Genomic DNA, 20638 nt, shown 5'->3' with positions numbered 1-20638 from the left:
CTCTCTCATCGAACACCAAGACAGGACTTCCCCCCCCATGACCAAGACCCTTCTCCTATCGACCGCGGCGCTGGCCGCCATGGCCATCTTCCAGCCCGCCCCGGCAGCGGCCGAGGACTGCCATCTCGACACCAACGACAACGGGACCGGCGATGGCGTGGCAGGTGCCAATTCGGACGGCATCGACACCGCACTCGCCTGTGGCAGAGATGCGAGTGCCGCGGTTGACGGGGCTACGGCGGTTGGCGCTGACTCCCAAGCTTTCGGCGATGAAAGCGTAGCGCTTGGTTATTCCTCCCGTGCAAACGGAAGCCGCGCCGTGGCGGTTGGGACCAGCACCCAAGCGGTAGCCGACGATGCTACCGCGCTGGGCGCGATTGCTGTGGCGTCAGAAGTCGGTAGCACTGGGGTGGGCGCGAACTCGATTGCTGCTGGCGTGAACTCCACGGCGGTGGGGTTTCAAGCCGGTGCTAATCGTCAGAACGCCACCGCACTGGGCTTTAGCTCCAGGGCTCTCGGCGAAGATGCCACCGCGCTGGGCGCGAATGCCGCTGCTAATCGTCAGAACGCCGTGGCGCTGGGCGTTGATGCTACGGCCGATGGCGCCTCTGCAATAGCTCTTGGCAGAAGTACGCAAGCGGCAGGCTTTGCATCCATAGCATTTGGCGCTGACGCCAAGGTGGACGAGGGTGCCGAAGGCGCTGTCGCCATTGGCAACTCCAGTTCGGCCAAAGCCCAATTTGCCACTGCCCTGGGCGACTCGGCTTTGGCGCGCGCACCAAATTCCTTGGCCATCGGGCGTAACTCAAATGCGGGTGGCGTAGACGCGATCGCGCAAGGAGCCAGCGCGTCTGCTGGCGGCTCCTCGGCGGTGGCGATCGGGCGCGGTTCCAAATCGGATGGCAACGCATCCATTGCTATCGGGGCCCAGGCGACCGCAGAGTTCGGCGGCGGTGGCAATATCGCAATCGGCACCGGAAGTCTGAGCAAAGGGGTGAGGGCCAACACCTTGGGGGCCTTTGCCATCGCGGATGGCGACGAGACGGCAGCCCTGGGTTATGCGACAAAAAGCGTAGGCAAGCAGGCTACATCCGTCGGCGCGAATGCCAATGCCAACGGCCAGTTCAACACCGCGATGGGCGCAAACAGCGTGGCGAGCGGATTGAACGCCACGGCGGTAGGCCAGGCCGCTTCGGCCACCGGAGTGCAGGCGGCCGCCTACGGCGCGGGATCGAGGGCACAGGGCGGCGGCGCGCTGTCCTTCGGCGCGTTCTCGGTCGCAGTGTCGGATTTCACCACCGCGCTCGGCTACGCCAGCTACGCCAACAGTGCCCAGGCCACTGCGGTAGGCAACCGCGCAGCGGCGCAGGCCGTCAATGCCACCGCCATCGGCACCCAGGCGAAGGCGGCCCACTTCGGCTCCACCGCGATCGGCGCGGGCGCGGTCACCACCGCCGTCAACCAGGTCGCCATCGGCAAGGCCAGTGATACGGTAAAGGTCGCAGGGCTGGGCGCGGCGAGCGATCAGCAGAGCGGCACGATCTACCTCGTCACCGCCGACGAGGATGGCACGCTGGGCCGCACCGCCTTCGCCCCTGCCGCCGCAAGCCAGATGTTGATGATGGCAAGCCCCGCCCCGCGGAGCAGCTTCGCCAGCGCGCTCGCCGCGCCCAGCGACGCGCAGTTCGATGCGCTGACGACGCGGGTCGGCACGCTGGAAGGCCGGGTCGACGCGATGGACGGGCGGATCGACGATCTCGACGGACGCGTCGCCGGGCTCGAAGGCCAGTACGACGAGCTCTCCTTCCGCCTCGAAGACCTCGACAAGCGGATGAGCGGCGGGATCGCGCAGGCGATGGCGATGGGCAATGCGCCGATCATCCCGGGCAAGTCGGTTTCCGTGTGGGTCAACGCTGCGACCTATAATGGCGAGCAGGGCCTCTCGGGCAGCTTCACCGGACAGGTGAGCGAGGCGGTCTATGTCTCGGGCGGCTTCGGCACCAATACCGGCAGCGACCAATGGGGCGCGCGGGTCGGCGTCGGCTTCGGCTTCTGAGCGCTCGCCACGCCTGAACGCAGCGGCGGCGGTGCCCGAAGGGTGCCGCCGTCCGCTTGCAGACCTGATCGACCGGGAGGCCTAGAACGTCTCCAGCCGCGACAGCGCCACCAAGATCATCCCCGCGCCAAGTACTGCCGTACCCCCGGCCCACACATCGCTCGCGCCCCCACGAGCCCGGCGGGCCAGCGCAACGAAGCGATCCCCCGCAGCGAGCAGCAGGATGCCCATCACCGTCAGCACCCCGCCAAACGCCGCGACGGCGATGCACAGCCAGTCGCCGGATCGCCACGGTACCGCCAGATACAAGATCGCGCCCAGTGCCAGTGCCACAAGCCCGGCGATGAAGCGCATACCGGGCGACCGCTCGAAATCCTGCATGATCCCGCTCCACGTGCCGGGCATCCGCAGCTCGCCCATCGCGGGGGCGAACGCAGAGATCCCCAGAAACAGCGCGATCCATGCGGGAATGGTGTCGGCAGTGGCCATGGCGCTGTCGGCCCTCCTCACAAAACGTGTCACACCGTCAGGCGGGCGGCGCACCTTTGCGGGCCGAACCTTTCGCGTCGGCGCATGGACCGCCCATGCCGATCGGGATGCGCGCCGGCCCGGCCTGTGACCGGACCGGCGGCACCCCCTCCCGTCCTATCGCCACACCGCGAACTGCGGGTGACGATCGGCCGGAACCGATGGTTAACGGGCATTTCATGCCCAAAGCGCGCGGGCCGTGCAAGCGCGTGGCACCGAGCCGCAGCGCCCCGCCCCACAATGCGACAAATGGCGCGGCCCCCTTGCCGGACGGCGCGCGCGCCGGATCAGCCGCCCCCGTTCGCGATCCAGCGATCGATCTTGGCTTCAAGCACGGGCAGCGGCAGGCCGCCGGTGTTCAGCACCTGCGCGTGGAAATCCTTGATATCGAAGGCATCGCCCAGCTGCGTCTCGGCCCGCTCGCGCAGTTCCTGGATCTTCAGCGCGCCGATCTTGTAGGCCAGCGCCTGGCTCGGGATAGCAATGTACCGCTCGACCTCGGAGACGACTTCGGTGCGCGTCATGCCCGAATTTTCGAGCATGAAGTCGATCGCCTGCTCGCGCGTCCAGCCCTTGGAATGCAGCCCGGTGTCGACCACCAGCCGCATCGCGCGCAGCTGTTCGTCCTGCAGCGTGCCATAACGCGCCCACGGATCGTCGTAGAAGCCCATCGGGAAGCCGAGCGTTTCGGCATAGAGCGCCCAGCCCTCCACGAAGGCGGTCGTCCCGCCGAAGCGCATGAAGGCGGGCAGGTCGGTATTCTCCTGCGCGAGGCTGATCTGGAAGTGATGCCCCGGCGCGCCTTCGTGCAGGTACAGCGTGACATTGCCGGTCGTCAGGCGGCTGGGCAGATCGTAGGCGTTGAAGAAGAAGGTGCCCGGGCGCGATCCGTCGGGCGTGCCGTTCTGGTAGGAACCGCCCGCGCTGAACTGCTCGATACTGCGGTCGTAGGGCTCGATCTTGAGCTCGGATTTGGGCGTGAGCGAGAAGTAGTCGCCGATCTTCGCGTCCACCTTTTCGCCGATGTCGTAATAGGTCTGCGTCAGCGCCTCGCGGCTTTCCGGCTTGAACTTGGGATCGGTGCGCACGTAGTCGAAGAATTCACCGAGGGTGCCCTCGAAGCCGACTTCGGCCTTGAGCGTTTCGAGCTCGCCCTTGATCCGCGCGACTTCGGACAGGCCCAGCCGGTGGATCGCGTCGGCTTCCAGCGGCAGCGTGGTCGTCTGCTCGATCAGCAGGGCGTAGAGCTTGTCTCCGCCCTTCATCGCGCCCAGCCCGACATCCTCGCGCGTCGCCGCCAGATATTCGTCGCGCAGGAAATCGCGCAGCCGCGCGTGCGCGGCGTAGATATCCTCGGTCTTGGCGCGATAGGCCTTGGTCAGACGGGCCTTGTCGGCGTCCGAGAAATCCCCGGGATACATCTTCGTCGGCCCCAGGAACTGCGAGCCTTCGACCGGAATCGCGAGCTGGGTGTCGAGCTGCGAGATCACGTTGCCGATCGTCAGCCTGGTCTCGACGACGCCGGTCTCCATCCCTTCGCGAAACTTGTCGATCGAGCGGTCGGTGATGGCGATGTAGTCGTCGTGGCGGCTGAGATTGTCCTCGTAATTCGCGATCGTCTTGAACGGTGCGGCACCCGTCCCGCTCGCGAAATTGGGGTAGAAGGTGTGGAAGCCGCTGAAGTGGTTCACCGGGCGCACTTCGGTCAGCGCGCGGATTTCGGGCGTGCTGCCCTTCAGCGATTCCTGCTGGTTGTAGAGGAACACGTCGTAGGCGAGCTGGTCGGTCGGGGAGAGCTTCGCCCGGTCGATCTGTTCGAGCAGCGCGACGTTGAGCTGCGTGTCGCGCAGGCTCGCGTAATAGGCAGAGTCGGTCAGGAAATCGCCCAGCCGGTCGGCATTGGTGTCGTCGCCGCGGAATAGGCGGCCGAGCGGATTGAGCTCGAGGCTGCGCGCGTCGGAATCGGCGAACAGCGCGAACAGCCTGTCATGCTCGGTCTGCTGCGTGGCGGCGGGCGCATCGAGATCGACATCGAGGCGCGGCTGCGCGGCGGTCTGTGCGAAAGCGGCGCCCGGCACGGCGAGAAGCGCCAGCGCGGCGGTTCCGGTGAGCAGGTTGCGGATGGTCAAGCTGGTGGTCTCCCCTGAATTCGATCAGGCGCGACGTTAGGCGGCCCGCGCCGTTCCGCCAATCGGGTTCTGCGAAGGCCTGCGCTCAGCCGACCAACGGTGCCTCGCTCACTCGATCACCCGCCCGCGCACCATCACGAAACCGACATCCTCGAGCACGCTCACGTCCTCCAGCGGATTGCCGTCCACCGCGATGATATCCGCCGAGTAACCGGGTGCGATCCGCCCAATCTCCCCCTCCATGTCGAGCACCTGAGCGGCTACCGTGGTCGCACTGGCGAAGGCTTCGCGGTCGCTCATGCCCTGTGCGCGCATCAGCGCGAATTCCTCGGCATTGCGGCCGTGCGCGAACACGCCTGCGTCGGTGCCGAAGGCGATCGGCAGGCCCCACTCGTGCGCCTGCCGCATGAAGACCTGCGCCTGGTCGTAGACCGCGCGGATCTTCTCCTCGACCACGGGGGTGTAGATGCCCTTGCCTAGCCCCTCGCTCACGCCCTTGAACGCCATCAGCGTGGGGATCAGGATTGCGCCGTTCTCGCGCATCGCACGCGCCGCTGCCTCGTCCACGAAGGTCGAATGCTCGATCGTGTCGATCCCTGCGCGTGCCGCCGCTTCGATCCCGCGCGCGCCGTGTGCATGCGCCATGACCTTGAGACCGAGCGAGTGGGCAGTGTCGGCGATCGCCGTCATCTCTTCATCGGAGAAATGCGCGCCCAGCCCGCGCCCCTGCTGGCTCAATACGCCGCCGGTCGCGGTGATCTTGATCACGTCGGAGCCGTTCTGGCTGGCGAGGCGCACCTTGGCCGCGCATTCGACCGGGCCGGTGCAGGTAAAGCCGCTATCGAGCAATTCGTTCACGTCGGGCCGGAAGCCGTTGACGTCGCCATGCCCGCCGATGATCGCGAGCGGCGGACCTGCGGCGACGATGCGCGGACCGGGGATCAGCCCCTCTGCCGTGCCGCGGCGCAGGGCGAAGGCCGATTGCGGCCCGCTGCCCGCCTCGCGCACGGTGGTGAAACCGGCGAGCGCGGTCAGCCGCGCATTCTTGGCACCGACCACCACGCCCCATTCGTCGGCCTCGGTCGCGCCTTTCCAGAAGTCCCCGCCCGGATCGCCGGTCAGGTGGACATGCAGGTCGATCAGCCCGGGCAGCACGGTCTTGCCGGTGAGGTCGATCACCTGCGCATCGGCCTTGCCCTGCCGGATGCCCGGCTCGATCGCGGTGATGCGCCCGTCCTCGACGACGATCGTCGCCGGGCCGCTCGGCTCGCTGTCCGCATCGGCGAGCACCGATCCGGCGTGGATGATGGTGGTCTGCGCCGCCGCGGGCGCGGCCAGCAGGGCCATGCCGCCGGCGATCATCGTGAACAGGTTGCGCATCGTCTTTCCCCCTCGTTGCACGCGTGATGCATGCGCCGACGGCCGGGCGCAAGCGGAACCGCCCCGCCGGTTGTCGTCGCCTCGCCAGTCTGTATGACGGCGCGCAATGCGACCGAACGAGAGGACATTCATGACCCGCAGACTTGTTGCCGCCGCCGCCCTGCTTGCCGGTGTTTCGCTGACCGCCACCGCGCAGGCGCGCCCGATGACGCCCGAAGATGTCGCCGGACTGGAAAGCCTCGGCAGCATCGCCGTCTCCCCCGATGGCAGCCGCGTCGCCTACACCGTCTCCAGCCTGCCCGACGTGACGCAGGGCGAGAAGGACGGCAGCACCGACCACCAGCTGATGGTCGCCTACGGCCCCGACAATACCCGCACCTTCCTGCCCGAGGATGTCTCCGTTTCGAGCGTGGCGTTCTCGCCCGACGGGCGGATGATCAGCTTCCTGTGGTCGAAGGAGGACGAAGATCGCGCGGTCTGGGGCATCCCCGTGGACGGCGGCGCACAGGTCAAGCTGGCGGCCGTGGAAGATGCGGGCGTGCGCAGCTACGCTTGGGGCCCCGATGGCCGGACGATCTACCTGCTGGCCTACGCTGCGCCCGACAAGGACCGCAAGGCGGAGGCCAAGGACGGCTTCAAATCGGTCGTCTACGAAGAGGAATCGCGCTTCAACCGCTTGTTCTCGGCGCGCGTCGGCGGGGCGGAGATCGACGCCGAACCGGCCGAGATCGCGATCCCGGGCTATGTCTCCAGCATCGCGGTCACGCCCGACGCCCGCTACGGCGTGATCGAAAGCCAGCCGACCCCGCAGATCGACGACACCTATACTTCCAAGCGCGTCAACATCCTCGACCTTGCCAGCGGCGAGGTGCTGCGCGAGGTCGAAACCCCGGGCAAGCTCGGCGATATCGAGATTTCGCCCGACGGACGCCAGCTCTCGATGGTGGCCGCGATCGACCAGAACGATCCCGCGGCGACCACGCTGCACCTCGTCGATCTGGCGAGCGGCGCCTACCGTGCGCTGAACGAAGGCGCGGCCGAGGCGGTGACCGATACCGAGTGGATGGCCGACGGCAGCCTTGCGGCGATCGTCGATCAGGGGGCGGACACGATCCTGCGCTTCTACAACGCCGACGGCAGCGTGGCGCGCGAGGTCGACCCGGGCGAGCTGATCCTCACCGGGCTCGAGAACGGCGGGAGCGAGCGGATGTTCGTCGAGGCGAACAGCCCGCGCCATCCGGGCGAGCTGTTCGCCTTCGACGGCAACACCTTCGCGCGGTGGACGAAGCTTAATCCCTGGCTTTCCGAAATCGACTTCGGCGAGCAGCGGACCTACACCTACACCGCGCGCGACGGACAGCAGATCGAAGGCGTGCTGATCGAACCGGTCGGCGGCGCACCACGCGGTGGCGCACCGCTGATCATGGATGTGCACGGCGGGCCCGAATCGCATGAATCGAACGGGTGGCTCACCAGCTACAGCAACCCCGGCCAGGTCGCCGCAGGCCAGGGCTATGCCGTGTTCCTGCCCAATTATCGCGGATCGACCGGCTATGGCACCGCCTTCGCCAAGGCGCACCAGAACGACTATGCGGGCAAGGAATTCAACGACATCGTCGATGCCAAGCGGGCGCTGGTGGAGGATGGCATCGCCGATCCAGAGCGCACCGGCATCACCGGCGGCAGCTATGGCGGCTATGCCAGCGCATGGGGCGCGACCGCGCTGAGCGAGGAATATGCCGCTGCCGTGATGTTCGTGGGCATCTCCAACCAGATCAGCAAGTTCGGCACGACCGACATTCCGATGGAAATGTACAATGTCCACGCCCGCAAGTGGCCGTGGCAGGACTGGCAGGGGATGCTCGAAGTCAGCCCCATCTATCACGTCGACAAGGCCGAGACCCCGATCCTGATCATGCATGGCGAGGAGGACACCCGCGTCTCTCCGACCCAGAGCTACGAGCTGTATCGCAACATCAAGGTGAGGAAGCCCGAGACCCCGGTGCGGCTGGTGCTGTTCCCGGGCGAAGGCCACGGCAACCGGCGCGCGGCCAATCGCTACGACTACAGCCTGCGCATGATGCGCTGGTTCGATACCTACCTGAAGACCGGCGACCGCACCGCAGAGATGCCTGCCCCGCGGCCCGAGCTGGTAATTGAGGACAAGAGCGAGGACTGACGCAGAGCGAAACCGCGTTTCTTTCCGGTTTGGAAAGTTATCTCTTGCCAGGTTGGAAAGTGACGATTAGTTCCTTTCCAATCTGGAAAGGGATGATGCGATGCAACCTGTCTACCTGGCTGTTCTGAGCGCGCTGATCTTCGCTCTGGCATGGCAGACGCTGCGCGACCGCCGCGATTACGAGGTGTTCAAGCAGCTTGCCGATACTAGGAAGCGCCGCAGCTTTTACGCCCGCTGGACGGTCTTCCTCTGGCTGGCCTTCGGCGGCGGCGCGCTGGCTATTCTCGGCGTGATGGGCAGGCTGGATGCGCTTACCCGCTTTCCGGCGGAATTCCGGGCGGACCTGCCGGTGACGGCGCCGCCGGAGGCCGAGACAATGAGCGCCGACACCATGATCGGCTTCGCCGTTGGCGCTGCGATCGCGCTGACGGCATTGTTCTTCCTTTGGCGGATGCGGATCCGCACGCTGCGCCAGCCGGTGATTGGGGATATCGAGCCGATGCTGCCGCGCGAACATGGCGAATACCCCTATACCGCCGCGCTGTCGGTCGCCGCAGGCTTTACCGAAGAGCTGTTCTTCCGCCTCGCGCTGCCATTGCTGGCATTCTACGCGACCGGCAGTGCCATTGCCGCGTTCGCGATCGCTACCGTGCTGTTCGGCGCGATGCACTGGTACCAAGGGGGCAAAAGGCGTGCTGGCGACGATGCTGGTCGGGGCATTCTTCGCCTATCTCTATGTCGACAGCGGATCGCTGGTGAAGCCCATCGTGCTGCATGTGCTGATCGACCTGATGGCGCTCGTCGTGCGCCCCGCCCTATCATCCCGGCTGGCTGCTCGGACCGAAACCGGCGATAGCACTCTTGCAGGAGGATAGTCGCATGGATCGTGACGAAGCGCTGGCGTCGCTCGACGCTGTCAGGAATGCCGATCGCCGCATGGCCGGGCGGATGCGCTGGCCGTTCTATCGCCACGCCATGTTCGGAGTTTCCGAGGCGCTGATCGTGATGGGCATCGGCATTCCCGGAAGCACCGGGATCGCGTTCATCGCGGCCGGCCTCGCGTTGCTGGTTGTGCAATTCTATGGCGACAAGCGGCGGGACGGGATGTTCGTTTCCGGATACAAGGGCACAAACACGCGGCGGCTTACCTTAAGCCTGGTCCTGCTGCTGATGATGGCGGTCGGTGCGTCGCTGATCCTGCGCTGGGATCACGGTACCAATCCACTCGTCGTCGGCCTGGGGGCGTTGGTGGCCATCGTCTGCACGTTCGCCAGCCTGTGGTGGGAGCGGCTCTATCGCGCCGAATTGCTGGGCGGCGGTCTGCGATGAGCGCCCCTGCCATCGATCCCGTCCTGCACCCGCCCGCTCGCCTGCAAATCGCTGCTGCGCTGGAGCGTGTCGACGATATCGAATTCCAGACCTTGCGCGACATTCTCGAAGTCAGCGATTCGGTACTGTCGAAGCACCTGTCGGCGCTCGGCGATGCGGGTTATGTCGAACTTGCGAAGGCCAAGCAGAACGGCCGCCAGCGCACCTGGGTCAAGGCAACGAAGGCGGGGCACAAAGCCTTCATCGACCATATGACGGCTTTGCACGAACTGGTCCGCGCGACCCAGGAGGCTGCGCTCGCTGCGGAGTGACCGCTAGAAGGTGTAGCCCACCCCTGCGCCGACCATCCACTGGTCGGCAGAGCCGCGCTGCGCGACGAAGGGCGAATCCGCCGCATCGCCGATCATCCGCGAATATCCGCCCAGCGCAAAGATCGCGAGACCGCCGTTGGTGAGGTCGCCATCGAGGTCGAAGCCGCCCAGCAGCGTCGCGCCGACCTTGTTGAAGCCGCCGCCCGCATTGTAGACCGGCAGGCCGCTCGCCGCGGACTGCGCGGGCGTGACCGAATAGTAGTATTGGGCGAAATCGTCGTCGCCATGCTCGGCCGAGAGTGCGAGGCTGACCGCTGCTCCGCGGCTGACGGGCGTGAAATAGGTGACGCCCGGGCTGATCGTCATCCCTTCATGCGCGCCCGCCACGTCCCACTTCGCATCCACGTTGAGCGTGATGCTGTCATAGGGGTTGAGCAGGCCCGAATAGCTGACCCCGGCGGTCGGCCCGACCTCGACAGCGGTGTCGAGCTCGCCCGCGGCGGCCACGACCGGATCCTCGATATCGCCGGTGCGGCTGGTGCGCAGGCGGACCGCGGGGCCGAATGTGAACGAGACGTCGCCGTCGCCATCGGGCACGAAGTCCAGCGCGACGCCCGCAGCGCGCGGCTGGATGCCGATCCCGCCGATGCTGCCGCGGACCAGCGGCAGGGGGAACACCTCGTAATCGTCGGACCCGTCGTAATCGGCGGCATAGGCGATGCCGACGCCGACCTGCACCCAGTCGCCATCGAACACGGTGCCTTCCTCCCGGTCATCGGGATAGGCATCGTTCGAATTGTCGCTCTGCGCGAATGCGGGCGTGGTGGTCGCGCACAGCGCGAGGACGGCAAAGGCCGGGGCGATACGACGCATGTGGGTATTCCTCCTGTAGAGTCAGCCGAACGGGTTTTCTTGCGCAACGTTCCTTCAAGGTCGCGCAGAATCGCAATAAGCTTCACATCCAATTGCACCTTTCCGGCCAGCACCCTACGAGCAAGGCATGACAGGGGCACGCGCCGACTTTGCAATCCTTGGCGGGGGCCTCGCCGGAGGGCTGATCGCACTTGCGTTGAGGCGCGCCGATCCCGCGCTGTCGGTCGTGCTGGTCGAGGCGGGCGAGATGCTGGGCGGCAATCACCGCTGGAGCTGGTTCGAAAGCGACCTGCCCGAAGGGGGCGAGGCGCTGCTCGCGCCCTTCCGCAAGCTGCACTGGCCGCTAGGCTACGACGTCCACTTCCCCGATCATTCGCGCCAGCTCGGCAGCGTCTATGTCTCGCTCTCGTCGGTCGATTTCGACGCCGCCTTGCGCCGCGAACTGGCGCAATCGACGATCCGCACAGGGCGCGAGGTCGCTTCGGTCGATGCGCGCGGCGCGACGCTTGCGGACGGCGGGCGGATCGAGGCGCGCTGCGTGATCGATGCGCGCGGACTGATCCCATCCGATGCCTTCGAAGGCGGCTGGCAGGTGTTCATGGGCCGGCACCTGCGCACCGATCGGCCGCACGGGGTCGATCGCCCGATCATCATGGATGCCAAGGTGCGCCAGCACGGGGCCTTCCGCTTCGTCTACACCCTCCCCCTCTCCGCCGACGAGCTGTTCGTCGAGGATACCTATTACCAGGACAGCCCCGTGCTCGACCGTGCAGCGCTTTCCGCCCGGATCGACCGCTATTGCGCGGCGATGGGCTGGCTGGGAGAGCCGCTGGCCTACGAAACCGGCGTGCTACCGGTGGTGACCGGGGGCGACCTCGCACGCTACCAGCGCGAGGTGCGCGTGCCCGGCGTCGCGATGGCGGGCGCGCGGGCGATGATGGCCCATCCGCTGACCAGCTACACCCTGCCCTTCGCGGTCGATACCGCGCTGCTAGTGGCTGAGAACCGCGATCTCCCCGGCGACCAGATGGCCGCACTGCTGGAGACATCCGCCCGCCGCGCGTGGAAGCGCACGGGCTTCTACCGGATGCTGGGCTCGATGCTGTTCGGCGCTGCGAAGCCGGAGGAGCGATATCGCATATTCTCGCGCTTCTACCGCCTTTCTCCTGCGTTGATCGAACGCTTCTATGCCGCCAGATCGACGCGGGCCGACAAGCTCAGGACTTTGACGGGCAAGCCGCCCGTGCCGATACCAAATGCCTTGCGCGCGCTGGCCTCTCACCGCCCGCCGCTCGCATCACACGAAGGAAACCACTCGAATGGCTGAAGGCCGCACAGCATGCGTGATCGGGGCCGGTTTCGGCGGGCTCGCGCTCGCCATCCGCCTCCAGAGCGCCGGAATCGCGACCACCGTGATCGAAGGGCGCGACAAGCCGGGCGGCCGTGCCTATTACTGGGAGCGCGAGGGCTTCACTTTCGACGGCGGCCCCACGGTCGTCACCGATCCGGACTGCCTCAAGGAGCTCTGGGCGCTGACCGGCCACGACATTGCCGAGGATGTCGAGCTGGTCCCGGTCAAGCCGTTCTACCGCCTCAACTGGCCCGACGGGACCAATTTCGACTATTCGAACGACCATGAAGAGCTGTTCGCCGAGATCGCGAAGCTCAACCCGAAGGACGTCGAAGGCTACCAGCGTTTCCTCGAATATTCCGCCGGGGTTTACGAGGAAGGCTACGTCAAGCTGGGCACCGTGCCGTTTCTCGACTTCAAGTCGATGCTGAAAGCCGCGCCCGCGCTGGCCAAGAAGCAGGCCTACCGCAGCGTCTATTCGATGGTCTCCAGCTTCGTCGAGAACGAGAAACTGCGCGAGGCGCTGAGCTTCCACACCCTGCTGGTCGGCGGCAATCCGATGAAGACGTCCAGCATCTACGCGCTGATCCACAAGCTGGAAATGGACGGCGGCGTGTGGTGGACCAAGGGCGGCACCAACCGGCTGATTGCGGGGATGGTGCGCCATTTCGAGCGGATCGGAGGGAAGGTCCGCCTCGGCGATCCGGTCGCCAAGATCGACGTCGACGAGAACCGCGCGAAGAGCGTGACGACGGAAAGCGGCTTCGTGCAGGGCTTCGATGCGGTCGCCAGCAATGCCGACATCATGCATTCCTACCGCGACCTGCTCGGGCGATCGCAGCGCGGGTGGAAGATGGGCCGCAAGCTGGCCCGCAAGAGCTACAGCCCCGGGCTGTTCGTGGTCCATTTCGGCCTCGAAGGCAGCTGGCCGGGCATCGCGCACCACATGATTTTGTTCGGCCCGCGCTACAAGGGCCTGCTCGACGACATCTACACGCACGGCGTGCTGCCCGAAGATTTCTCGATCTATCTCCACCACCCGAGCAAGAGCGATCCGAGCATGGCACCGCCGGGGATGAGCACGTTCTACGCGCTGGTCCCTGTCGCCCATCAGGGCAAGCTGCCGGTCGACTGGGACGAGATCGGGCCCTTGCTGGAGAAACGCATCCTCGACGAGGTGGGCAAGCGGCTGGTGCCGGACATCCACGAGCGGATCGTGACCAAATTCCACTACGCGCCGAGCGACTTTTCGGCCGATCTCAATGCCCACCTCGGCAGCGCCTTCAGTCTCGAGCCGGTGCTGACGCAGAGCGCCTACTTCCGCGGCCACAACCGCGACGATGTGATCAAGAACTTCTACCTCGTCGGCGCAGGCACCCATCCGGGTGCGGGCATTCCCGGCGTTGTCGGCAGCGCGAAGGCAACCGCCGGGCTGATGATAGAGGATTTGCTCAAATGATGATGCTCGCCGCCCTGCTGCTTGCCGGAGTGACTGCTCCCGGGCCAGATGTTTCGCCACTGGCCGAGGCTGATCACGTTCACGAATGGACGGAAGCCTATGCCGATGACGTAGGCACCCTTTGGGTAGATTCCACGTGGCACGTTTCGCAGGCGGTCGATGGCATCGAACTGCCGCTGTTTCTGATGCGCATGGAAATGACCCCCGATGGCATGACGACGACTGTCGTCGCCGATATGGCGATGGCGGTGGATTGCGAGCGGGACCGAATGGGGATCGCCGGAATGTGGACTGAGGCTCCGGAAGCAGGCACCCCTGGTACGGTATGGGCGGACGAGATCGATATGAACTTCGTCGAGAAACCGCTCGGCGATGACGATATCGCGATCTTCCAATTCGTCTGCGGATCGACATGGCAGGCTTGAACCGCCTCGCCATCTATTGCGGCGCCGCGACGCCGCCCGACCCGCGCTATATCGAGCTGGCGCGGGACGTCGGTTCCGAGTTGGCCCGGCGCGGCATCGGTGTCGTCTATGGCGGCGGACGGCTCGGCCTGATGGGTGCGCTTGCGCAAGGTGCGCTGGCCAAAGGGGGCGAGGTGATCGGGGTTATCCCCCATGCGATGGTGGAGCGTGAATTCGCCAATCACGACTGCACGCAGCTGATCACGGTCGATTCGATGCACGAACGCAAGGCCCGCTTCACCGATCTGGCGGACGGCTTTATCACTCTGCCCGGCGGCATGGGCACGATGGACGAACTGTTCGAAGCGCTCAGCTGGGCGCAGATCGGCTATCACGACAATCCTGTCGGCCTGCTCAACGCTTTCGGTTTTTACGATGATCTTGTGCAATTCGTAAACCGGATGGCAGATACGGGTTTCGTCCGCGCGGTGCATCGCGATATTCTTCAGGTTGCGGGCCGCTTGCCGGAACTGCTCGACAAGCTCGCCTCTTATACTCCTAATACCCCGATCTATCGCATGAGTGCCGACCAGTTGTGACCCAGCCCCGCCCGCTTGTCCCCTCGCGCTTCGTGCGTCCGTCCGTCCCCCGCCCCGGTGGCGGGCGCGAACGCTCGGGTCTCGTACGCCAGTCCTACGAGGCGATCGCGCAAGGATCGCGCAGCTTCGCCTTCGCCTCGAAGCTGTTCGACAGGCCGACGCGCGAACGCGTGTGGATGCTCTACGCCTGGTGCCGCCGGTGCGACGATCTGGCGGATGCGCAGGACAAGGGCGGCGGGCTGGGCGATCAGGCGGGGATCGAGGACCGGCTGCAGGCGATCAAGGTGCTGACCCGCCGCGCGCTGGAAGGCGGCGCGACCGCCGATCCCGCGTTCGACGCGCTCGGCCAGGTCGCTGGCGAGGCGGGCATCACGCTCGACATGGCGAACGAGGTCATCGCCGGCTTCGCGATGGACGCCAACGGCTTCAGCCCGGCGAGCGAGAAGGAGTTGATGCGCTATTGCTACCACGTGGCGGGCGCGGTCGGCGTGCTGATGGCGCGGGTGATGTTCGCGCCCAACGACAGCTTCATCTACGACCGGGCGTGCGACCTTGGCCTCGCCTTCCAGCTCGCCAATGTCGCGCGCGACGTGATCGAGGATGCGCAGGCGGGGCGCTGCTACCTGCCCGACGAATGGCTCGCGCGAGCGGGGCTCGACTGCGACACCTACGCCGCGCCGGAAAATCGCTTCGCGCTCGCGGGCGTCGTCGCCCGGCTGGTCGACCGGATGGAGCTGTACGAGGATGCCGCGCGGCTGGGCGCGAAGCACCTGCGGTTCCGCCAGCGCTGGGCGGTGCTGTCCGCCATGCGCATCTACGGCGCGATCGGGCGCAAGGTGCGCGAGCGGGGCCAGCTGGCGTGGGACCGGCGGGTCTATGTGCCGTCGTACCAGAAGCTGTGGCACGTGATCGCCGCCTTCGGCGAGGCGGTGACGAAACATGCGCCCGAACCGCGCGAATGGCCGCCCTACACCCGCGAAGACCTGCGCCCCATCGCGGGGTGGTAGACCTGCGCGCCGCTTGGCGGTAGCGCTGCGGCCATGATCCAGAAGCTCCTGATCGCCAATCGCGGCGAAATCGCCTGCCGCATCATCCGCACCGCACGCTCGATGGGTATCGCCACCGTGGCGGTCTATTCCGATGCCGATGCCGGCGCGCTGCACGTGCGCTCCGCCGACGAGGCGGTGCATATCGGGCCCTCGCCTGCCGCCGAAAGCTACCTCGTAGGCGAGAAGATCATCGCCGCCGCCAAGCAGACGGGCGCGGAGGCGATCCACCCCGGCTACGGCTTCCTGTCCGAGAACGCCAATTTCGCGCAGGCCGTGAAGGACGCAGGGCTCATCTGGGTCGGCGCGCCGCCCTCCTCGATCCGCGCCATGGGGCTGAAGGATGCCGCCAAGAAGCTGATGCGCGAGGCGGGCGTGCCTGTGACTCCCGGCTACGACGGCGACGACCAGTCACCTGAGCGCCTGAAATCCGAAGCAGATGCGATTGGCTACCCCGTCCTCATCAAGGCGGTCGCGGGCGGCGGCGGCAAGGGGATGCGCAAGGTGGATGCTGAGGAGGATTTTCTCTCCGCGCTCGAATCCTGCCGCCGCGAGGCCAAGGCCAGCTTCGGCAATGACGACGTGATCCTCGAAAAATGGATCACCTCGCCCCGCCACATCGAGGTGCAGGTGTTCGGCGACAGCCACGGCAATGTCGTCCACCTGTTCGAACGCGACTGTTCCTTGCAGCGCCGCCACCAGAAGGTGATCGAGGAAGCGCCTGCGCCGGGCATGGACGAGGCGACGCGCGAAGACATCTGCTCCGCCGCCGTACGTGCGGCCAAGGCGGTCGATTACGAGGGCGCGGGCACGATCGAATTCATCGCCGACGCTTCGGAAGGCCTGCGCGCCGACCGCATCTTCTTCATGGAGATGAACACCCGCCTGCAGGTCGAGCATCCGGTGACCGAGGAGATCACCGGGGTCGATCTGGTCGAATGGCAGCTGCGCGTCGCGGCGGGCGAGCCGATCCCGAAGAAGCAGGACGAGCTGAGCATCGCCGGCTGGGCGATCGAGGCGCGGCTGTATGCCGAGGACCCCTCGAAGGGGTTCTTGCCGTCGACCGGCCCGCTCCACCATCTCGACCTCGGCCACGAGGGGCGGATCGAAACCGGCGTCGAAGAGGGCGACGAGATCAGCCCGCATTACGACCCGATGGTCGCCAAGCTGGTGGCATGGGGCGAGACGCGCGACGATGCGATCGACCAGCTGATCGAAATGACCGACGGGGTCGAGATCTGGCCGGTCCGCACCAACGCCGCCTTCCTCGGCAATGCGCTGGGCGAGGACGATTTCGCCGACGCGCAGCTCGACACCGGCTTTATCGAGGCGAAGGGCGATGCCCTGCTCGCCGATCCGGAGCCCAATGCCGCGATCCGCGCGGCGGCTGCCGATATTGCGCTGCTCGCTGCGGGCGTGACCGAGCAGCCGATGGCGGGCTTCCGCCTCAACCGGCCGATGCGGCTGACCGTAGCGCTGGGCCAGGGCGGTGAATTCACCACCGTCGATCCGGCCGAGGCCGCGCCCTTCGAACCCCTCCCCGGTTTTGCCGACGATGCGCGCGTCGTCGTTTTCGCCGACGGTCAGGCGCACGAGTTCGATCTCGCCGCGCGCGGCGGCGGGGCGCTGGCTGCCAGCGATGGCGCGATCCTCGCCCCGATGCCGGGCAAGGTCATCGCGGTCGATGTGGCGGACGGCGACAGCGTTACCGCAGGCCAGCGGTTGATGGTGCTCGAAGCGATGAAGATGGAGCATGCGCTCACCGCGCCGTTCGATGGCACCGTGACGCAGCTTGCCGCCAGCGAAGGCGGTCAGGTGCAGGTCGAGGCGGTGCTGTGCGTGGTGGAGCCTGCGGAATAGAACCCACCCCCAACCCCTCCCGCATGCAGGAGGGGAGCGAGACTTGCGAGCTTGCTCGCTAGTCGCAGCGGGGTGGGCTCACCCTTAGCTCAAGCCTCGTGCACCGGCGGGCCGAACAGCTTGCCCCGCTCCGCAAACAGCACCAGGCCGATGCAGATGAGCGCACCACAGAACAGCGCGGTCGCGAGCGGGACTGCGGTGCCGTTGTAGGCATAGCCGATGCTCGCGCCGATCACTGCCGCGGTGGTCATGCGCACGAAGGTCTGCACGCTGGCCGCCGCGCCCGCCGTCTCGCGGAAGGGCTGCATTGCGATCGAGCCGAAATTGGCGCCGATAAAGCCCAGCAGCATCATGTTCGCCGCCATCAGCGGGACGAAGGTCCACAGCGTTTCCTCGGTCATGGTCGCGAAGAACAGCTGCATCGCGGCGACGAGCAGGAACAGGAACAGGCCCGTGTGGCTCACCCGGCGCGCGCCGAAACGCTCGACGATGCGCGAGTTGGTCCAGCTCGCGATCGCCATCGCGCCCGCACAGCTCGCGAAGATCAGCGGGAACCACGGGCCCGCGCCGAAAGCCTCGCCCACCAGCTGCTGCGCCGAGTTGATGAAGCCGAACAGCGCCCCGAAGATCACCGCGCTGCCCAGCGTGTAGCCGAGCGCCTGCCGCATGGTCAGCGTGGCGCGCATGTTGCGGGCGATCACGCGTGGCTGGATCGGCTGCTTGTCTTCGGGGTGCAGCGTTTCAGGCAGGTTGCGCCATGCCCATGCGCCCATGCACACCCCGGCCAGTGCCGTGAACACGAAGATCCAGCGCCAGTCGCCCATCAGCATCAGAACACCTTGCCCTATGCTTGGCGCAATCGCCGGCACCATCAGGAAGATGACGAAGATCAGGCTCATCATCCGGGCCATCTTGTCGCCACCCACCCGGTCGCGGATGATCGCGGGCGGCAGCGCGACGATGCCCGCCGCGCCGAAGCCTTGCAGGAAGCGCAGGACGAGCAGCGATTCGAAGCTCCAGGCGAGCGCGCACAGGATCGAGAATGCGATGTAGAGCGCCAGCGCGGTGAACAGCACCGGGCGCCGTCCGTAGCGATCGGCGAGCGAACCGGGCACGAGCGCGCCGATCCCCGCTGCGAGCAGATATGCGCCGACAACGAACTGACGGGAATTGCCCGTCGCGCCGAGATCGGCAGCGAGGTTGTCCAGCGCCGGGAGAACCGCATCGATGCCCAGCGCGTTGAGCGCCATCAGCAGCGCCATCATGCCGATCAGCTGGCGTTCCCCGATCGGCCTGCCCGAGGGAGGCAGGGGAAAGGGCGAACGCGCAGCGCGCGGCGCTTCGGGCTGTTCGTCGGCCCCGCCGGGTGTCTCGCCCGGCCCATATTCGTTATTTCGCATTTGCACAAAACCGCAAATGGCCTCGGCGGTTCCGATTGGCAACCTGTGTGCTATCGAAGACCTGCGATGAGCGATGCCGAAACAGCGTTGGACGATGGCGGGAATGCGCCCGCGCAGCGCAAGATCATCCATGTCGACATGGATGCCTTCTTCGCCAGCGTCGAACAGCGCGACAACCCGGAGCTGCGCGGCAAGCCGGTCGCGGTCGGCGGGGCGAGCGGGCGCGGCGTGGTGGCCGCCGCCAGCTACGAGGCGCGCAAGTTCGGCGTGAAATCCGCCATGCCATCGGTCACCGCCAAGCGCCTGTGCCCGGACCTGATCTTCGTGAAGAGCCGCTTCGATGCCTACCGCGAGGCGTCAGACCAGATCCGCGCGATCTTTCGTCACCACACCGACCTCGTCGAACCGCTCAGCCTCGACGAGGCCTATCTGGACGTCACGGTCAACAAGCTCGGCATCGCCTCGGCGACGCAGGTCGCGCAGATGATCCGGCAGGAAATCCGCGCCAAGACGCGGCTGACCGCCAGCGCGGGGGTGAGCTACAACAAATTCCTTGCCAAGCTGGCGAGCGACCAGAACAAGCCCGACGGGATGTGCGTGATCCGCCCCGGCGAAGGCGCGGCCTTCGTCCAGACGCTGCCGATCCGCCGCTTCCACGGCGTGGGGCCGCGCGGCGAGGAGAAGATGGCGCGGCTCGGCATCGCGACCGGCGCCGATCTTGCCACGAAGGACCGCGCGTGGCTCACCCAGCATTTCGGCAGTTTCGGCGACTATCTCTACCGCGCTGCGCGCGGGATCGACCACCGGCCCGTGCGCGTGAACCGTATCCGCAAGTCGGTCGGCGGTGAACGGACCTTCTCGGTCGATCGGCACGAAGCGGAGGAGCTGCGCACCACGCTGGCCGAAATCGTCGAGATCGTGTGGGACCGGATCGAACGCTCGCAGGCGCGCGGGCGGACCGTGACGCTCAAGCTGAAATACAACGATTTCCGCCAGATCACGCGGGCGCGGTCGCTGCTGCGCAATGTTGAGGGGAAGGCGGAGTTCGCGCAGCTCGCGGGCGAAATCCTCGAAGACCTGATGCCCCTGCCCCGCCCCATTCGGCTAATGGGGCTGACGCTCTCCAATCTGGACCGGGACGATGCCCAGGACGAGGAGGAAGCACGGCGGCGCGACGGGAAAAACGGCCAATTGGCGCTGTTCTAGGCGCGGTCGCTCCGGCGCAGAACGTCCAGCCGGCGGCGAGTCAGCGCGCTGATCGGCCCGGGCACCTCGTCCATTGCGAAGAACTGCGCGGCCACCACCTCGCGCCCGTCGGGCACGGGCTCGGCATCAAGCCGCGCGGTGAAGACGTGCGCCCGCTGCGGCGCGCCCGAAACGGTCTCGTCGAAGGTTTCGAGCAGCTCCAGCCCGTCCAGCCGCACACCCAGTTCCTCGTGCATCTCGCGCCGGGCCGTCTCTTCGGGCGCTTCGCGGGCGGACATGCCGCCGCCGGGCAGCGTCCAGCCGGAGGGGCCGTAGCTATGACGGATGAACAGCACTCGCCCGCCGCGATCGCGCAGCAGAACCGTGACCGAATAGAGCTGCGGCTTCGCAATCCGGCGCCAGTGGTGACGCAGTCGGTTCGCGATCCGCAGGGCGAACCGTTCGACCGGTTTGGGGAGCAGATGCCTCATGAAGACGAACGATAAAGCAAAGGGCCGACCCGACACAATGCGGATCGGCCCTTCGGCT

General features: G+C 66.6%; 18 protein-coding genes and 1 pseudogene. 13 read left to right on the top strand and 6 right to left on the bottom strand.

Features of this window, described 5'->3' with window-relative positions:
• Nucleotides 1-37 precede the first annotated feature (37 nt).
• Nucleotides 38-2056, top strand: coding sequence for a hypothetical protein (locus tag ACYQ0L_RS14835; protein WP_459790144.1), 2019 nt, complete (start codon nucleotides 38-40; stop codon nucleotides 2054-2056).
• An 81-nt stretch (nucleotides 2057-2137) separates the two neighbouring features.
• Here ACYQ0L_RS14835 and ACYQ0L_RS14830 read toward each other — a convergent pair whose 3' ends face one another.
• The 3 genes from ACYQ0L_RS14830 to ACYQ0L_RS14820 all read right to left on the bottom strand — a co-directional run bounded on the left by ACYQ0L_RS14830 (nucleotide 2138) and on the right by ACYQ0L_RS14820 (nucleotide 6093).
• On the bottom strand, nucleotides 2138-2545 hold the full coding sequence (locus ACYQ0L_RS14830) for a hypothetical protein (RefSeq protein ID WP_459790143.1): 408 nt from the start codon (nucleotides 2543-2545) through the stop codon (nucleotides 2138-2140).
• Between the two features lie 326 nt (nucleotides 2546-2871).
• The gene (locus ACYQ0L_RS14825; protein WP_459790142.1) at nucleotides 2872-4713 is read right to left on the bottom strand and encodes a DUF885 domain-containing protein; all 1842 of its coding nucleotides are present in this window, start codon (nucleotides 4711-4713) and stop codon (nucleotides 2872-2874) included.
• Between the two features lie 108 nt (nucleotides 4714-4821).
• The gene (locus ACYQ0L_RS14820; protein WP_459790140.1) at nucleotides 4822-6093 is read right to left on the bottom strand and encodes a metal-dependent hydrolase family protein; all 1272 of its coding nucleotides are present in this window, start codon (nucleotides 6091-6093) and stop codon (nucleotides 4822-4824) included.
• Nucleotides 6094-6223: 130 nt separating this feature from the next.
• Here ACYQ0L_RS14820 and ACYQ0L_RS14815 point away from each other — a divergent pair, with 130 nt between their 5' ends.
• The 5 genes and pseudogenes from ACYQ0L_RS14815 (at nucleotide 6224) to ACYQ0L_RS14795 (ending at nucleotide 9912) form a co-directional block, all read left to right on the top strand.
• Nucleotides 6224-8272, top strand: a complete 2049-nt coding sequence (locus ACYQ0L_RS14815; protein ID WP_459790139.1) for a S9 family peptidase — start codon at nucleotides 6224-6226, stop codon at nucleotides 8270-8272.
• Between the two features lie 100 nt (nucleotides 8273-8372).
• A pseudogene (locus ACYQ0L_RS14810) lies at nucleotides 8373-8942 on the top strand (CPBP family intramembrane glutamic endopeptidase); the annotation flags it as partial.
• A gap of 34 nt (nucleotides 8943-8976) precedes the next feature.
• Complete coding sequence (locus ACYQ0L_RS14805) at nucleotides 8977-9147, top strand: hypothetical protein (protein ID WP_459790138.1); 171 nt, start codon at nucleotides 8977-8979, stop codon at nucleotides 9145-9147.
• A gap of 4 nt (nucleotides 9148-9151) precedes the next feature.
• The gene (locus ACYQ0L_RS14800) at nucleotides 9152-9601 is read left to right on the top strand and encodes a hypothetical protein (RefSeq protein ID WP_459790136.1); all 450 of its coding nucleotides are present in this window, start codon (nucleotides 9152-9154) and stop codon (nucleotides 9599-9601) included.
• Nucleotides 9598-9912 (top strand): transcriptional regulator, encoded by a 315-nt coding sequence (locus tag ACYQ0L_RS14795; protein WP_459790135.1) that lies wholly within the window; start codon nucleotides 9598-9600, stop codon nucleotides 9910-9912. Before ACYQ0L_RS14800 ends, ACYQ0L_RS14795 begins: the two co-directional genes overlap by 4 nt.
• 3 nt (nucleotides 9913-9915) lie before the next feature.
• Here the strand turns inward: ACYQ0L_RS14795 and ACYQ0L_RS14790 are convergent, their stop codons facing one another.
• Nucleotides 9916-10785, bottom strand: coding sequence for a MipA/OmpV family protein (locus ACYQ0L_RS14790; RefSeq protein WP_459790134.1), 870 nt, complete (start codon nucleotides 10783-10785; stop codon nucleotides 9916-9918).
• Between the two features lie 127 nt (nucleotides 10786-10912).
• Here ACYQ0L_RS14790 and crtY point away from each other — a divergent pair, with 127 nt between their 5' ends.
• The 6 genes from crtY to ACYQ0L_RS14760 are packed head-to-tail and all read left to right on the top strand — an operon-like array spanning nucleotide 10913 to nucleotide 17504.
• Nucleotides 10913-12112, top strand: a complete 1200-nt coding sequence (gene crtY / locus ACYQ0L_RS14785) for a lycopene beta-cyclase CrtY (protein ID WP_459790133.1) — start codon at nucleotides 10913-10915, stop codon at nucleotides 12110-12112.
• Nucleotides 12105-13595, top strand: a complete 1491-nt coding sequence (locus ACYQ0L_RS14780) for a phytoene desaturase (protein WP_459790132.1) — start codon at nucleotides 12105-12107, stop codon at nucleotides 13593-13595. The genes crtY and ACYQ0L_RS14780 overlap by 8 nt, the downstream gene beginning before the upstream one ends.
• Nucleotides 13592-14020 carry a hypothetical protein gene (locus ACYQ0L_RS14775; protein WP_459790131.1) on the top strand — a complete coding sequence of 143 codons (429 nt, stop codon included), beginning with the start codon at nucleotides 13592-13594 and terminating at the stop codon, nucleotides 14018-14020. The genes ACYQ0L_RS14780 and ACYQ0L_RS14775 overlap by 4 nt, the downstream gene beginning before the upstream one ends.
• Entirely contained in the window at nucleotides 14017-14598 is a 582-nt protein-coding gene (locus ACYQ0L_RS14770; protein WP_459790167.1) for an LOG family protein, read from the top strand. Before ACYQ0L_RS14775 ends, ACYQ0L_RS14770 begins: the two co-directional genes overlap by 4 nt.
• A complete protein-coding gene (locus ACYQ0L_RS14765; RefSeq protein ID WP_459790129.1) occupies nucleotides 14595-15605 on the top strand; it encodes a phytoene/squalene synthase family protein in 1011 nt (336 codons plus the stop codon). The genes ACYQ0L_RS14770 and ACYQ0L_RS14765 overlap by 4 nt, the downstream gene beginning before the upstream one ends.
• Before the next feature lie 33 nt (nucleotides 15606-15638).
• The gene (locus ACYQ0L_RS14760) at nucleotides 15639-17504 is read left to right on the top strand and encodes an acetyl/propionyl/methylcrotonyl-CoA carboxylase subunit alpha (RefSeq protein ID WP_459790128.1); all 1866 of its coding nucleotides are present in this window, start codon (nucleotides 15639-15641) and stop codon (nucleotides 17502-17504) included.
• 89 nt (nucleotides 17505-17593) lie between these two features.
• Here the strand turns inward: ACYQ0L_RS14760 and ACYQ0L_RS14755 are convergent, their stop codons facing one another.
• Complete coding sequence (locus ACYQ0L_RS14755; protein WP_459790127.1) at nucleotides 17594-18904, bottom strand: multidrug effflux MFS transporter; 1311 nt, start codon at nucleotides 18902-18904, stop codon at nucleotides 17594-17596.
• Between the two features lie 66 nt (nucleotides 18905-18970).
• On the opposite strand from ACYQ0L_RS14755, the gene dinB reads away from it, so the two are divergent.
• Entirely contained in the window at nucleotides 18971-20110 is a 1140-nt protein-coding gene (gene dinB / locus ACYQ0L_RS14750) for a DNA polymerase IV (RefSeq protein WP_459790125.1), read from the top strand.
• On the opposite strand, the gene ACYQ0L_RS14745 is transcribed toward dinB, so the two are convergent.
• Nucleotides 20107-20580 carry an NUDIX hydrolase gene (locus tag ACYQ0L_RS14745; RefSeq protein ID WP_459790124.1) on the bottom strand — a complete coding sequence of 158 codons (474 nt, stop codon included), beginning with the start codon at nucleotides 20578-20580 and terminating at the stop codon, nucleotides 20107-20109. The two genes, dinB and ACYQ0L_RS14745, sit on opposite strands and share 4 nt — an antisense overlap.
• Nucleotides 20581-20638: the final 58 nt, after the last annotated feature.

It is taken from the genome of Alteriqipengyuania triglochinis, from assembly GCF_054655655.1.
Note: the sequence above shows the minus strand (reverse complement) of the source record. Positions and strands in the feature narration are given on the sequence as shown.